This is a genomic window from Amycolatopsis sp. NPDC005003 (assembly GCF_053600695.1).
In genome coordinates this window covers 110277-124041 of record NZ_JBSGAI010000026.1, presented here as the reverse complement: position 1 = coordinate 124041, position 13765 = coordinate 110277, and the positions used below count along the sequence as shown (strand labels likewise).

11 protein-coding genes are annotated in these 13765 nt (G+C 73.7%); 7 read left to right on the top strand and 4 right to left on the bottom strand.

Features of this window, described 5'->3' with window-relative positions:
• Positions 1 to 3 precede the first annotated feature (3 nt).
• Positions 4 to 858 carry a TIGR03620 family F420-dependent LLM class oxidoreductase gene (locus tag ACWED2_RS28190; protein ID WP_449693517.1) on the bottom strand — a complete coding sequence of 285 codons (855 nt, stop codon included), beginning with the start codon at positions 856 to 858 and terminating at the stop codon, positions 4 to 6.
• Between the two features lie 91 nt (positions 859 to 949).
• Between ACWED2_RS28190 and ACWED2_RS28185 the strand changes: the two genes are divergently transcribed.
• Positions 950 to 1789, top strand: coding sequence for a LysR family transcriptional regulator (locus ACWED2_RS28185; protein WP_449693516.1), 840 nt, complete (start codon positions 950 to 952; stop codon positions 1787 to 1789).
• Between the two features lie 31 nt (positions 1790 to 1820).
• Here the strand turns inward: ACWED2_RS28185 and ACWED2_RS28180 are convergent, their stop codons facing one another.
• On the bottom strand, positions 1821 to 2498 hold the full coding sequence (locus ACWED2_RS28180) for a class I SAM-dependent methyltransferase (protein ID WP_449693515.1): 678 nt from the start codon (positions 2496 to 2498) through the stop codon (positions 1821 to 1823).
• A 46-nt stretch (positions 2499 to 2544) separates the two neighbouring features.
• On the opposite strand from ACWED2_RS28180, the gene ACWED2_RS28175 reads away from it, so the two are divergent.
• Positions 2545 to 2964, top strand: coding sequence for a MarR family winged helix-turn-helix transcriptional regulator (locus ACWED2_RS28175; RefSeq protein WP_449693514.1), 420 nt, complete (start codon positions 2545 to 2547; stop codon positions 2962 to 2964).
• A gap of 75 nt (positions 2965 to 3039) precedes the next feature.
• Positions 3040 to 6735, top strand: a complete 3696-nt coding sequence (locus tag ACWED2_RS28170) for a S8 family serine peptidase (protein WP_449693513.1) — start codon at positions 3040 to 3042, stop codon at positions 6733 to 6735.
• On the opposite strand, the gene ACWED2_RS28165 is transcribed toward ACWED2_RS28170, so the two are convergent.
• Positions 6728 to 7756, bottom strand: a complete 1029-nt coding sequence (locus tag ACWED2_RS28165; RefSeq protein ID WP_449693512.1) for a LuxR C-terminal-related transcriptional regulator — start codon at positions 7754 to 7756, stop codon at positions 6728 to 6730. The genes ACWED2_RS28170 and ACWED2_RS28165 overlap by 8 nt on opposite strands.
• 356 nt (positions 7757 to 8112) lie before the next feature.
• On the opposite strand from ACWED2_RS28165, the gene ACWED2_RS28160 reads away from it, so the two are divergent.
• Complete coding sequence (locus ACWED2_RS28160) at positions 8113 to 9762, top strand: RecQ family ATP-dependent DNA helicase (protein ID WP_449693511.1); 1650 nt, start codon at positions 8113 to 8115, stop codon at positions 9760 to 9762.
• Here the strand turns inward: ACWED2_RS28160 and ACWED2_RS28155 are convergent.
• Entirely contained in the window at positions 9740 to 10951 is a 1212-nt protein-coding gene (locus ACWED2_RS28155) for an MFS transporter (RefSeq protein WP_449693510.1), read from the bottom strand. The genes ACWED2_RS28160 and ACWED2_RS28155 overlap by 23 nt on opposite strands.
• Positions 10952 to 11050: 99 nt before the next feature.
• On the opposite strand from ACWED2_RS28155, the gene ACWED2_RS28150 reads away from it, so the two are divergent.
• The 3 genes from ACWED2_RS28150 (at position 11051) to ACWED2_RS28140 (ending at position 13717) form a co-directional block, all read left to right on the top strand.
• Positions 11051 to 12127: a DUF5937 family protein gene (locus ACWED2_RS28150; protein WP_449693509.1), complete on the top strand. Its 1077-nt coding sequence runs from the start codon at positions 11051 to 11053 to the stop codon at positions 12125 to 12127.
• 259 nt (positions 12128 to 12386) lie between these two features.
• On the top strand, positions 12387 to 12917 hold the full coding sequence (locus ACWED2_RS28145) for a SigE family RNA polymerase sigma factor (protein ID WP_449693508.1): 531 nt from the start codon (positions 12387 to 12389) through the stop codon (positions 12915 to 12917).
• Entirely contained in the window at positions 12914 to 13717 is an 804-nt protein-coding gene (locus ACWED2_RS28140; RefSeq protein ID WP_449693507.1) for a hypothetical protein, read from the top strand. The genes ACWED2_RS28145 and ACWED2_RS28140 overlap by 4 nt, the downstream gene beginning before the upstream one ends.
• Positions 13718 to 13765 lie beyond the last annotated feature (48 nt).

Sequence of the window (13765 nt, the reverse complement as noted above, 5' to 3'; positions counted from 1 at the left end):
GGTTCAACCGGTAACTGGGTAGGGGTGCCGGACCGCTTTCACCGCCTCGGCGACCACGCGGAGCGTGCGGACCGGGTCGTCGCCGAGGGGGTAGACGCCGAGTTGGTCGGCGCCGGCGTCGAGGTGGGCGAGCAGCTTCGTCGCGACGGCGGCCGGGTCGCCGTGGGCGACGAGCGCGTCGATGAGCTTGTCGCCGCCCTCGCCGGCGAGGTCGTCGTCGGTGTAGCCGAGCCGCCGGAGGTTGTTCGCGTAGTTGGTGACGCCCAGCGCTGTCCCGGGTGGCGCGGACCGGGCGATCGCGCGGGCCCGCCCGGCATCCGGCTCGGCGAGGGCGAAATGGCCGGGCAGCAGCAGTTTGCCGGCGCCGAGGATCGAGCGTGCCCGCCGGGTGTGTCCGGCGGGGACCATGCACGGAACGGTGCCGGCGGTGCGGTCGCGGGCCAGGCGCAGCATCTTCGGCCCGAGCGCGGCCAGCACGATCCGGCCGGCCGGGACACCCCCGGCGGCGAGTTCGTCCAAATAGGACACCAGGGTGCCGTACGGCGAGGCGTACTCGGCGTGGACTTCGCGGTGCCCGATCCCGACGCCGAGCAGGAACCGGCCGGGGTGCCGAGCCTCGATCCGGTGGTAGGAGGCGGCGACGGTGGCCGCGTCGGCGGTCCACGCGTTCACCACGCTCGTGCCGAGGACCAGCCGGGTGGTCGCGTCGAGCAGTTGCTCGACGAGGGCGAGGTCCGCGGGCGGTGAAGCGTCCAGCCAGAGGGTGCCGTAGCCGGCTCGCTCGACTGCCGCCGCGCTTTCCGGGGTGACTTGGTGCTCGCGCAGGTGGGCGCCGAGCAGGCCGAGATCGAGGGTCATGCCCCTGACCCCACCACGACGGCCCGCGGCGAACGAGGGCCGAAGCGGCCGTGCAGCGATAACCTGGAGGCATCGTCGCAGGGGAGGGCCGGTGGAGCTACGGGCGTTGCGGTACTTCGTCACGGTCGCCGACGAACTCCACTTCGGCCGCGCGGCCGACCGGCTGCACATCGCGCAGCCCGCGGTCAGCAGGCAGATCGCGCGGCTGGAACGCGAGCTGGGGGTCCGGCTGTTCGACCGCTCGCCGCGGCGGGTCCGGCTCACCGAGGCCGGTCTGCGGGTGCTGGACGCGGCGCGGGAGGCGCTGGCGGCCGCGGACCGGGTGCGGGTCGCGGCGAGCCCGCGGGCCGGCGTGCTGCGCATCGGCACCGCGACGGGCCAGTTCACGGCTCGGCTGGAACGCGGGATCGACGCGTTGCGCGAGCAGGCGCCGGGATTCGACGTCGTGCTCGTCGACCTGCCGCTGCCCGCGCGCCTGAACGCGCTGCGGCAGGGGGAGCTCGATCTGGTGCTGGCGCGGGGCGTGCGGGCGGCCCCGGGGTTGCGGGTGCTGCCGACGTGGACGGAGTCCCTGTTCGCGGTCGTGTCCGTGCGGCACCCGGCCGCCGGTCGTGCGGCCGTCGGCGTGGCGGAGCTGGCCGACGGTCCCTTCCGGACCGCCGAGGACCACGACCCGTCGGTGGTGCGGGAAGCCGGCGCCCGGGGGTGGCCGGGCCACCGCGCGAGCACGGTCGGCGACACGATCGTCGAGGTCGGTTCCGATCCGCGCAGCTGGACCGTGCTGCCCGCCGATCAGGTCGCCGAGCTGCGCTCCACCCGGGTGCGGGCGATCCCGCTGGAACCCAGCGCGACGATCACGGGCAGTGTCGTGGTTCCGGAGGAACTGCCGTCCCGCTGCGCGGTGGCCCACCGGGCGGCGTTCGGCGACTGACACGGCGGGCGGTTCGCAGGACCGCCCGCGGTCAGGACAAGTGGGCGGACAGCAGCCAGGCGGGGACCGACTTGCGGCCGTTGCCCTCGTCGCGGACGTCGCTGCCGGCGAAGTCCGCGAAGTCAGGGAAGCTCTCGGGGACGTTGGCGTGGATGCGGGCCGGCCGGATCTCGTCGATCGTCCAGTACGCGCCCACCACCGCCCGCAGTTCCTCCGCGGAAACCGGGTGGACCTTGTCCGCGGGCACGGTCGCGCTGTCGAACACCAGCACGAAGTAGGACGCGCCGGGCGCCGCGGCCCGCACGATCGATTCCTGGTACTCCCGGCGGAGTTCGACCGGCATCGAGTGGAACAGGGTGCTGTCGACGACCGTGCCGAACCGGCCGTCGTAGCCGGTGAACGTGCTGATGTCGGCGACCGCGAAGGCCGCGTTCGGCAGGTCGCGCCGGGCGGCCTCCGCCCGCGCGAGCTCGATCGCCGTCAACGACAGGTCCAGACCCACCGTCGTGAAGCCCCGCTCGGCGAGGTGGAGCGCCGTCGCGCCCTCGCCGCAACCGGCGTCGAGGACCTCGCCGTGGAACGCGCCCTCGTCGATGAGCGCGGCGATCTCGGGTTGCGGCTCGCCGAGGCTCCACGGCGGCCGCAGGCCCGGTCCCATCTCGGGAGCCTGGCCGCGGTAGGCGGATTCGAACAAGGAGGGGTTCGTCATGCACCCCAGAGTGTCAACCGGGTTGACACATGTCAACATGGTTGACATGGACAGCTTCCGCGACGAGCCACTCGGCTACCTGCTGCACCGGATCACCGCGGCCCTGCGCGCCGAGGTGGCCGCCACCGTGCTCGGGCCCGCAGGCCTGGCCGCGCCCGCGTACCTCTGCCTGCGGATGCTGTCGCGGTCGCCGAAGTCCAACGCCGAGCTGGCCCGCGAGGCCCAGGTGTCGCCGCAGGCGATGAACAAGGTGGTGCGCGAGCTGCAGGAGCGGGGCCTGGTGACGCGACCCGCGGCGGTGTCCTCCGGCAGGTCGTTGCCCGCCTCGCTGACGCGCGAGGGCGTGGCCGTGCTCGGGCGCCTCGACCCCGCGGTGGCCGAGGCCGAAGATCGGGTCCTCTCCGGGCTGGGCGACCACGACCGGCGCGAGCTCCGGCGGCTCCTGGTGGCGGCGTTCCCCCGCTGACGAAGATGCGACGTGTCGTGATTCGGACGCGGCCGCCCTAGTGACGGATGACGGCGCCGGCGCGAGCCTGGTGCGATGCACTGGAGATCATCTGTTCTGGTCGTGGCCTGCGCCGGCACCCTCGTCGCGGGCACCGCCGGAGTCGCGAACGCGGCGCCCGGCCCGCAGGCGGCACCGTCACCCGCGGGCGTCGAACGCCATTCGGTCACCCTGCTCACCGGGGACGTCGTCCAGGTCGAACGGCAGCCCGGCGGCAAGCAGGCCGCCACTGTCCAGCCCGCGCCGGGCCGGGAGCACATCCGGTTCCACCAGCAGGAGGTCGACGGCCACCTCAGCGTCTTCCCCGAGGACGTCACCCCGCGGCTGGGCGCGAAGCAGGTCGACCGGACCCTCTTCGACGTCACCGAGCTGATCGCCGAGGGCTACGCCGACGAGCAGTCGGCGACTCTCCCGCTGATCCTCACCTACCGCCAGGGCGCGGACCTCCGGACCGCCCCGGCGGCGGCCGACCTGGGCGTGACGCTGAGCAGCGTCAACGGCCGTTCCGCGCGGGCGAGCAAGGCGAACGCCACCGCGTTCTGGGCCTCGTCGGGAAACATCGGGCGGATTTCCCTGGACCGCAAGGTCCGCGCCTCCCTCGACCGCAGCGTCCCGCAGATCGGCGCGCCCGAGGCGTGGGCCGCGGGCTACGACGGCACCGGCACCACGGTCGCCGTGCTCGACACCGGCTACGACCCCACCCACCCCGACCTGGCCGGGCGGGTGAGCGAGGCGGTCAACTTCACGACCAGCCCCGACACCACCGACCACTTCGGCCACGGCACGCACGTCGCCTCGACGATCGCGGGCTCCGGCGCCGCCTCCGGTGGCAAGCTGAAGGGCGCCGCGCCGGGCGCGAAACTGCTCGTCGGCAAGGTGCTCGACGACGACGGCTTCGGCTACGAGTCCTGGGTCCTCGCCGGGATGGAGTGGGCGGCGCACTCCGGCGCCAAGGCGGTCAACATGAGCCTCGGCGGCGGCCCGACCGACGGCACCGATGCACTGAGTGTCGGTCTCAACGCGCTCAGCGAGCAGACCGGCACGCTCTTCGTGGTGGCCGCCGGCAACGACGGCGAACAGGGCGCCTACACGGTCGGCTCGCCGGGCACCGCCGAAGCCGCGCTGACCGTCGGCGCGGTCGGCCGCGACGAAAGCCTGGCGTCGTTCTCCAGCCGCGGCCCGCGCCTGGGCGACAACGCCGTCAAGCCCGACATCACCGCGCCCGGCGTCGGCATCGTCGCCGCCCGCGCCGCGGGGACCGCCATGGGCGACGTCGTCGACGACCACTACACCGCCGCCTCCGGCACGTCGATGGCCACGCCGCACGTCGCCGGCGCGGCGGCGATCCTCGCCCAGCAGCACCCCGACTGGAAGGGCAGTCAGCTCAAGGACGCGCTGGCCAGCACCTCCCTGACCACCGGCGGGCTTTCGGTGTTCGAGCAGGGCGGCGGCCGCGTCGACGTGGCGCGCGCGGTGAAGCAGAAGGTCTTCGCCACCGGGACGCTCGACCTCGGCGCGGTCGAGAACGGCAAAGCGGCAGTGTCCAAAGAGGTCACCTACACCAACGTCGGCACCACACCGGTCTCGCTGAAGCTCGCGCTCGACGCCAAGTCCCTCGCCGGTGTCCCCGCCGGGGACGGGATCCGGCTCGGAAAATCCACTGTGGACGTTCCGGCCGGTGGCCGGGCGACCGTCACGATCACCGGCGATCCGGCGAAACTGGCGCCGGGCACCTACAGCGGGCGGCTCACCGCGACCGCGAACGGCGTGGCCGTGCACACCGCGCTCGGCGCGGACAAGACCGCGCCCAAGCACAAGGTCACCCTCACCGCGCTCGACCTGCGGGGCAAGCCGGCCGTCGCGCCGTGGCTGCTGATGTACGGCGAGGACTACCGCTTCGACGTCAACACCTGGCTGGGCGGCGACAGCCTCACGGTCGAGCTCGGCGCGGGCGTGTACTACCTGACCGCCGAGGTCGACGGGACCCGGGACGGCCGCACCGTGTCCCAGGTCGTCCTGCCGGAGCTGCGGATCACCGGCGACACGAATGTCGTGCTGGACGCCCGCAAGGCGGTGAAGGTGGACATCCAGACCCCGCAACCGTCCGAACAGGCCGGGATCTGGAGCTACTACACCTACCGGGAACTCGGTCCGCGCCGGATCGCGAACTACGCCATGCAGTTCGACTACACCCGCGAACTCCGCGTCACCCCGACACCGAAGGTGACGACGGGGGCCTTCGAGTTCGGCTCCCGCTGGTCGAGGATCGCGCCGCCGTTGACGGTGAACGTCCTGGGCGGCCGTGACGCCCTGACGAACCGCTATCTCGCCGGGTCGCCCAAGCTGGACGGCTGGCGGCTGCTGCAGGCCGTTTCGGCGGGACAGGGCAAACCGGCGGACTTCAAGAACGTGCGCGGGAAGGCCGCGATCGTCGACCCGGACCCGGCCGACTACAACCGCGACGAAGTTTCCCGCGCCGCCGCGGACGCCGGGGCGGCGATCGTCTTCATCGTCGTGCCGGACGGCTGGGGCACCGCCTCGGTGCCGTCGAACAGCGTGCCGTCGAACAGCGCGGCGCCGTTCCTCAAGATCCCGACCGTCCAGCTCGACCGGGACGAAGGGCTCGCGCTGCTGGACAGGATCAAGCGCTTCCCGGCTTTCCTGAGCCTGCAGGGGATCGCGGTCAGCCCGTACCTCTACGACGTGGTGCAGACCGAGCGCGACCGGATCCCGGACAAGCCCGTCCACCGGGTCACCGCGGCGAACACCGCGACCGTCACCACCCACTACCGCCAGACCGGCAGCGGCGGTGAGGCGAAGGAACAGCGGTTCGCGTGGAAGCCGTGGCAGGACTTCGCCGTCAACGAGTACCAGCGGTACGTGACGACGCCGTCGACCCGCCAGGAGTACGTCAGCTCCGGCGACGTCCTGTGGCAGCACCGGGTCAAGCACGGCCTGATCTGGGACGAGATGTCCCCGCTCCAGGGCGGCATGACCGCGGCGCCGCGCACCTACACGGGCCGGGAGAACCTCACCGAAGACTGGTTCGCGCCGGTGGTCCGGCCCGCCATCCCGCGAGGCGTGCCGGGCCTGGACTCGACCCGCGACGGCGACAAGCTCCGGATCCGGATCCCGGAGTTCGTCGACAGCCAGGCCGGGCACTACGGCTTCAACGAAGGTGACGACCAGGCCGGGCCGGCCGTCACGTCGGCGAAGCTCTTCCGCGACGGCAAGCTCGTGTCGGAACAGCCCTACGCGTTCGGCACCTTCCCCGCCGGCGCGGACCCGGCGACCTACCGGCTCGACCTGTCGGTGCGGCGGGATTCGCCGGAGTGGCTGTTCGGCACCAGCACGCAGACGTCGTGGACGTTCCGCTCGGCCCGGTCGGCGGCCCCGGCGCCGCTTCCGCTGCTGCAGCTGGACTACGCGGTCGACGCGGACACCGGCAACCGGCTCCCGGCCGGTCGCCAGGCCAGGATCGGCCTGACCGCCCGGTTCCAGGACGGGATGGCCGCGCCGGACGTGCGGTCGATGAAGGCCTGGGCGTCCTACGACGACGGCAAGACCTGGCGCGCCGTCGACGTCAAGCGCACCGGGAAGTCCTACGAGGCCACGATCGACCACCCGGCGCTCGGGGCCACGAACTCCTACGTCACGTTGCGGGTGCAGGCCACCGACAACGCGGGGAACAGCGTCGACCAGACGGTGCTCCGGGCGTACGGGCTCAAATAGCGTCGTGGACGGGCTCCGGGTGCCTCCCGCCGTCACGCGGCAGGAGGTACCCGGGGCTCGGCTCGTCCAGCCAGCCGAGCTTGCTGGCCTGCCAGGCCAGCTGCATCCGGGTGCGGGCGTCGACCCGGCGCATGAGGTCCTGCAGGCGCCGCTGGACGGTCCGGTAGCTGACGTTGAGCTGCGTCGCGATGGACTTGTCGCTGACCCCGCCGATGAGCAGGGACAGCAGTTTCCGTTCGTCGGGATCGAGGTGGGCGGTGGGCGCGGTGTCGCCGATCCGCAGCGGCGACGCGCGTTCCCAATAGACCTCGAACAACGCGACCAGCGCGGACAGCAGGCTGCTCTCCCGGACGAGCGCGGCGGTGGGCTCACCCGTGCTGTCGTGGCTGACCAGCGGGCACAACGCCACCCTGCGGTCGGAGATGGCCAGGCGCACCGGCAGCTTCGAGATCGAGCGGGCGATCTCGCCACCCTCGATCCCCTCCAGGACGTTGACGATCCGGCCGGGTTCTTCGAGCAGGCCGGTCTCGTAGATCACGCGGTACTGCACGCCGCGGGCCTGGGCCAGCGCCTCCTCGACGTTCTCCGACGCCGCCATCGCGACGTTGCCCTCCAGGCAGAACCACAGCGACTCCTCGCGGGCGCTGCGCTGGATGGCCAGTGCCTGCCGCCGGATCGCGTCCGCCCCGGTGACGACCTCGACGAGCTGCGCGGAGTCCCGCCGCCGTGCACTGCCGCGGTACTCCTCGGCGAGCTGGGACACCGCGGCCCGGGCGGCCTCCAGCTTCTCCTGGCCGTGCACCAGCAGCGGACCGAGGGAGACATCCGGCGGCGCGGACACGTAGTGCCCGTCGGCCAGGTTGACGAGCCCCTTCGCCAGCAGGACGTCCAGGACGGGCTCCACCTCGCCGCGGCCCACGCCGATCCGCCCGGCGATCTCGTCGGGCGCGGTCCGGTACCCGCCGACGACCACCCGGTAGACCCGTTCTTCCTCGGGAGTCATGCCCAGCGCTTCCAGCACACTGCCTCCTGGCCACAAGGCCGGTGGGTTTCCACCGGCGTCGACGGCTCGCCGACAACGTACAACGCGACCTGACGGACGTCGCCGGCGTCCCGACGCCGATGCTGCGGTGTCGCGGCGGAGCCGGCCAAGCTGGTTTCGTCGCCGGGACGGGTGAACTCGCAACCACCGACGAGACCGGCGGCTCGCGGATCCGCCGGCGACCGCGAGGGCCGGGAGGCCGCCACCGAGACGGTGACGGGGGAGGGCTGGCCGCTGCCCAAGGTGCGCGGCGGTGCACCGGTTCCGCGCGTCGGGCTGGGCCGGGAGGACGGGCTCGCCGGTTTCGGGTCGCGGGGCGCGGGTACTTGCCGCGGATGGCGGGAAGACGCGACGAACTCCAGCGGATCGCGGCGGAGAACTTCGGCTGGTCCCGGCTGACCGGTGAGCAGCTGACGGCGATGGAACACGTGATGGCCGGGCACGACGTCCTCGCCGTGCTGCCCACCGGGGCCGGCAAGTCCGCGATCTACCAGGTGCCGGCGCTGCTGCTGGACGGCCCGACCCTGGTGGTGTCACCCCTGATCGCCCTGCAGAACGACCAGATCGAGGGCATCGAAGACAGCCGCGCCCCGGCCGCGGTCGCGTTGAACTCCGCGCAACGCGCGGCCGAGCGCAAGCACGCCTGGGAGTCGCTGCGGTCGGGCGAGGCCGAGTACCTGTTCCTGTCCCCGGAGCAGCTGGCTTCCGACGAGGTGCTCGACGCGGTCGCCGAGCTGGGCGTCTCCCTGTTCGTGGTGGACGAAGCACACTGCGTCTCGGCGTGGGGCCACGACTTCCGGCCCGACTACCTGCGGCTGGCGCCGGTGATCGAGCGGCTGGGGCACCCGGGGGTGATCGCGCTCACGGCGACCGCGGCGCTGCCGGTCCGCACCGACATCGTGGCCCGGCTGGGGCTGCGCGACCACCGCGAGGTGCTGGCGAGCTTCGATCGGCCCAACCTGCGCCTCGGCGTCGATCCGCTGCCGGACGACGACGACCGGCACCAGGCCGTCATCACCCGGACGCGGGCGCTGACGGCGGATCCGGCGACCAGACCCGGCTTGGTGTACGTCACCAGCCGCAAGGACGCCGAAACCTACGCCGAAGAGCTCGCCGCGGAGGGCGTGCGCGTGGCGGCCTACCACGCCGGGATGAAGGCGGCCGACCGCGAACGGGTGCACGAGGAGTTCCAGCGCGGCGACCTCGACGCGGTGGTGGCGACGTCGGCGTTCGGCATGGGGATCGACAAGGCGGACCTGCGGTTCGTGCTGCACGCGGCGGCGCCGGAGTCGCTCGACACGTACTACCAGCAGATCGGCCGCGCCGGCCGCGACGGCGAACCCGCGGAAATCACGCTGTACCACCGGCCGCGCGACCTGGGCAGGCAGAAGTTCCTCACCGCGGCGAAGGCGCCGGAACAGGCGTTGACGGCAGTGGCCACCACCCTCGCCGGACACGACGAGCCCCTGAAGCCGGCCGAGCTGGGCAGGCGGGCGGAGGTTTCGGCGGCCCAGCGCACGCGGGCGGTGAACCTGCTGGAGCAGACGGGATCGGTCGGCGTCACCCCCGACGGCCGCCTCGAATACCGCGATTCCGAAGTGGACCCCGGACAGGCCGTCGAGCGGGGTGTCGAGGCCGCCGAAGTCCACCAGCGGCTGATCCGGTCGCGGATCGAGATGATGCGCGGCTACGCCGAGACCACCGGGTGCCGCCGCCAGTTCCTCCTGGGCTACTTCGGCGAGCGGCTCGAGCAGCCCTGCGGCAACTGCGACACGTGCATCGCCGGCACCGCCGAAGCGGCGTCCTCCGACGGTGGGATCTTTCCGGTCAACGGCGCCGTCGAGCACGCGGAGTGGGGCCACGGCGTCGTGATGTCCGCGGACGACGAAACGGTGACCGTCGTGTTCGACGACCACGGCTACAAGACGCTGTCGACGCCTGCGGTCCTCGAACACCGCCTGCTCACCGCCGTCGACCGGGCCTGACCGGGCGCGCCTCCTTTTCGGCGGCGACGGCGGACGCGGACACGAGCGTCGCCGCGGCGAGGCTGCCCCAGAGCACGGCCGGGCCGCGGGCGGCGAGCGCGGTGATGATCGCCGGTGAGACGGCGAGGCCGAAACCCGTGGAGAGCTGGAGGCGGGCCAGCGCGCGGCCCAGCACGTGGGCCGGGGCGAGCGCCGTGACGAGGGCGGTGGCGCTCCCGGCGCAGACGATCTCGCCCACCGTGCAGACCACCGACACCGCGGCGACGGCCGGGGCGCTCCAGCCGTGTCCTCCCGCGGTGGCCGCGAGGAAACCGAGGTAGGACAGGGCGATCACCACGCCGCCGAGTGCCAGCGCGGTCCGCCGGGCGAAGCGTGCCATCAGGACCGTCACCGGCACCTGCAGGGTGAGCACCAGCACCGTGTTCGCCACGAAGATGATCGCCGGCCACACCGGGGACACGTGCAGCTGGGTCACCAGGACCAGCGGGAGCGCGACTTCGGGGACGTTGAGGCAGAAGACGTAGACCACGTTGGCGGCCAGCAGGGCGCGCATCCGGGGTGCGGGGCCGCCGGCATCGGCCGGCGCCGCGGCCGGCTCGGCGCGGAGCCGGACCGACCCCGCCAAAGCCGCCGCGACGAGGTACGCGAGTCCGGTGACGACGGCCAGCACCCGCAACGCCGGGGCACCGCCCGCCAGGCACGCGGTGGCGAGGAGCCCACCAGCACCCAGGCCCGCGTTGCGCAGCGCCCGGCCGGCCGCGAGCGCGGCGTCGCGTTCCCGCCCGCGGGCGACCGTGGCCACGAGCGCCGCGTGGGCGGCCGGCCACGCCTGGTTGCCGATGCCGAGGAAGAGCGCGGCCGCCGCGAACGGGCCGGCGTGGCCTGCGGGCGTGGCGAGCAGCAGCGCGACACCCAGCACCCGCACCAGCATCGACGCCGCCACGGCCGTGCTGCGCGCGCCCCGGTCCAGCCGGCGGCCCACGGCGGGCAGGCACGCCAGGCCGGCGACGACCCCGGCCGTCATCGCGACGCCGGTGGCCGTCGCGGAAAGCCCCAGCCCCAGCACCCCGTAGAGCAGCAGGAAGGGCCGCAGGAGGCCGGTGCCGAGCGCGTCCACGGCCAGCGCGACGGCGTAGCGGGGGCCGCCGGAAGCCCGCACGAGGGCCCGCGGCCGGATCAGGGTCGTCATGGCGTCCACGGTGCGGCCGGCCGCCGGTGTCGCCGCCTCGATTGACGAACCTCGTCAACCGGTGCCGTCGTCGGCCGCCCGGCCAGCGACAATGCGGGAATGACCGTGCGGATCGACCTCAGCGGCCCTCCGGCCGGGCGGCTGCGGTTCGCCGTCTCGCCGCTGGCGGAGCTGACCGCGATGCTGCACGTCCTGGCCGAACCCGGCCACCACCCGCGGCTCGCCGGGTGGGCCGCGGACGTCTGGGCCGGCCTGCGGCCGGAGCTGGCCGAGCGGCTCCGGGAGGCCGAGTTCCTCTGGCGCTCCTCGCGAGCCGACTTCCTGGTCCCCGCCCGCCCCCGGCCGACGCTGGCCGGGGAACTGGACGACGTGGACCGGATCGACGACGAGGTCTACGTGACCGCCGCGCTCATCACCACCTGCGGCAGCAACCGGGTGCACTTCGGAGCGCCGTCACCGCTGGCCGACGCGACGGCCCGCGAGCGAGCCCTGGACCTCGCCCAGGCCCGCGGCGCGCTCCAAGAGGCGTTCGCGGAACGGCTGCTCGCGGACCCGGCAGCCGTGCGGGCGCGGGTGCGGGACACCCTCGAACAGTGCGCCGAAGCGTTCTTCGACGCCGCGTGGACGGGCGTCGTCGGGCACCTCGCCGCCGACGTGCGCCGGAAGAACGACCTGGTGCGGCACAAGGGCCTCGGAGCGGCACTCGCGTCCGTTTCCGGCGCGGTCACCCTGGCGCCCGACGGCAACGGCATCGTGGTGGACAAGCTGCAGGACAACGCGACCACCGCCGACGGCACCGGCGTCACGTTCCTCCCCAGCGTCTTCGGCCACCCGCACCTGGTGGCGGTGCACGCGCGCGGGTGGCCACCGGTGGTGCAGTACCCGGTCGACGGGCCCGAGCCGGTGTCGCTGGAGACGGTCACGGCCCGGCTCGAAGCGCTGTCGCACCCGGTCCGCCTGCGGCTGCTGCGCACCCTGGCCCGCGGCCCGCACACGACCGGCGAGCTGGCCCACGCCTGGGACCTTTCGGCACCGGAAGTGTCCCGCCACCTGGCCGTGCTGCGCCGCGCGGGACTGGTGTCCGGCCGGCGGCAGGGGAGGTACGTGCGGTACACCGTCAACGTGCCCGATCTGACCGCTTTGGGGTCCGACCTGCTGGCGGCCGTGCTGCGCTGAAGTGAGACTCGATCGAATTCCGGTCCGGGCGGAAACCTTTCCGGGACCGGCGGCAACCGGGGGACGGAAGCGAGTTCGACGGCCGGGGTGCCCCGGCGGATCCGAGGAGTGCTGCTTTGCGCAAGACCAGGTCCACCGGTGTCCGGCGCGGCCGCGGCGTACTGTACGGCGAGCCGTCCTGACCTGCACCAGGCCGGCGTTCGCGCCGGCCCGGTCGCGCGGTCCCGACGGGCAGACAGGAAGAGGACAGCCGAGACACATGCTCCTCGATGACACGTCGGCGGAGTTCCACGAGTTCTTCGAACGCCACTACGCCGGGCTGGCCCGGTTCTCGTTCCTGCTGACCGGAGAGCCGGACGCCGCCGACGACCTCGCCGCCGACGCCCTGATCGCCCTGTGGCAGCGCTGGGACCGGCTGCGCGCGGCCGACCACCCGCTGGCCTACGCCCGTGGGGTCGTCGCGAACCTGGCCCGCGAACGGATCCGCAGCGTGACCCGCGAACGCCGCCGGATCGCCCTGTTCTGGGCACCGGGGGCGCACCAGGAACGGAGCCCCGACGTGGCCGCCGTGGTCGACGTGCGGGCGGCCTTGGACCGGTTGCCGTTCGGGAAGCGGGCCTGCGTCATCCTCCGGCACGCCTTCGACCTGTCGGAGAAGGAGACCGCGCGGGCACTGGGCATCTCGGTCGGCGCGGTGAAGAGCCAGACCTCGAAGGGACTGGCCGAGCTGGAGCGCCTGCTCGGGGCGGGCGCGGCCGGGAACCTGGCGGCGGAAAGGAGGAGCCGGTGAACGACGAGATCGGCAGGCGGCTGCGCGAGGCCGCCGAGGCACACCAGCCCGACCGCGACCGGATGCTGGCCCGCGTGCACCGCGGCATGGCCGGCACCGCCGTCCGGCGGCGGCCGGGGATCGCGAGGTCCTGGCCCAAGGTGGTGCTCGCCGGCACCGCCGCGGCCGGCATCCTGGCCGTCGCCGGAGTCGCCGTCGCCGGCATCGACCAGACCGCGCCGGCCGGCCCGGACGGCGGGCCCACGCTCACCGTCCCGAGCCCGAGCGAGGTGCCCGGTCCGACGCGGCCGCCCCGCACGACCGCCGGTTCGGCACCGGCCCCCACGTCGGGTGTTCCGGGGCGGACGACCACCGGCCGTACGGCGCCGGTCAGCCCGAACCCCGCCGCACCGGCCGGCCGCCGGGTCTCCGACGGGCCGCTGTCGGCGCAAGGCTCCGTCGACCCGCACAGCACCGTCTTCTGGGCCCAGAGCGCCCTCACGCTCGACACCACCCAGCCGCTGACCGCGCTCACCGTGGAAGTGCAGGTCAAGCAGACCGGGGGAGTGCAAAGCACGGGCCAGTGGCAGACCGGGCCCGGCGACGACTTCACCGTCACCGCCCAGGAACGTGACGGCGGACTGGTGTACCGCTGGGAGCTCAAGCCGGGCCGGACCGTCCCGGCCGCGCACCAGATCTTCGCCGTCCAGTACAACCACGCGGCGGGCTCGCGCCACGCCGACGCGGACAGCTACCGCGTGCAGGCCACGGCCGCCGACGGCGCCCACACGGTCCAGGGCGGCTTCACCCCGGCGGGCTGAGGCCGGCCCGGGCCCGGCGGTGCGCACCCGCGCACCGCCGGGGCCTCG

What these genes read in the sequence shown, in the direction of transcription:
- ACWED2_RS28175 (WP_449693514.1), top strand. Translation starts at nt 2,545, where the DNA reads ATGGACAGCTTCCGCGACGAGCCACTCGGCTACCTGCTGCACCGGATC.
- ACWED2_RS28180 (WP_449693515.1), bottom strand. Translation starts at nt 2,498, where the DNA reads ATGACGAACCCCTCCTTGTTCGAATCCGCCTACCGCGGCCAGGCTCCC.
- ACWED2_RS28150 (WP_449693509.1), top strand. Translation starts at nt 11,051, where the DNA reads ATGACCGTGCGGATCGACCTCAGCGGCCCTCCGGCCGGGCGGCTGCGG.
- ACWED2_RS28170 (WP_449693513.1), top strand. Translation starts at nt 3,040, where the DNA reads ATGCACTGGAGATCATCTGTTCTGGTCGTGGCCTGCGCCGGCACCCTC.
- ACWED2_RS28155 (WP_449693510.1), bottom strand. Translation starts at nt 10,951, where the DNA reads ATGACGACCCTGATCCGGCCGCGGGCCCTCGTGCGGGCTTCCGGCGGC.
- ACWED2_RS28190 (WP_449693517.1), bottom strand. Translation starts at nt 858, where the DNA reads ATGACCCTCGATCTCGGCCTGCTCGGCGCCCACCTGCGCGAGCACCAA.
- ACWED2_RS28145 (WP_449693508.1), top strand. Translation starts at nt 12,387, where the DNA reads ATGCTCCTCGATGACACGTCGGCGGAGTTCCACGAGTTCTTCGAACGC.
- ACWED2_RS28160 (WP_449693511.1), top strand. Translation starts at nt 8,113, where the DNA reads ATGGCGGGAAGACGCGACGAACTCCAGCGGATCGCGGCGGAGAACTTC.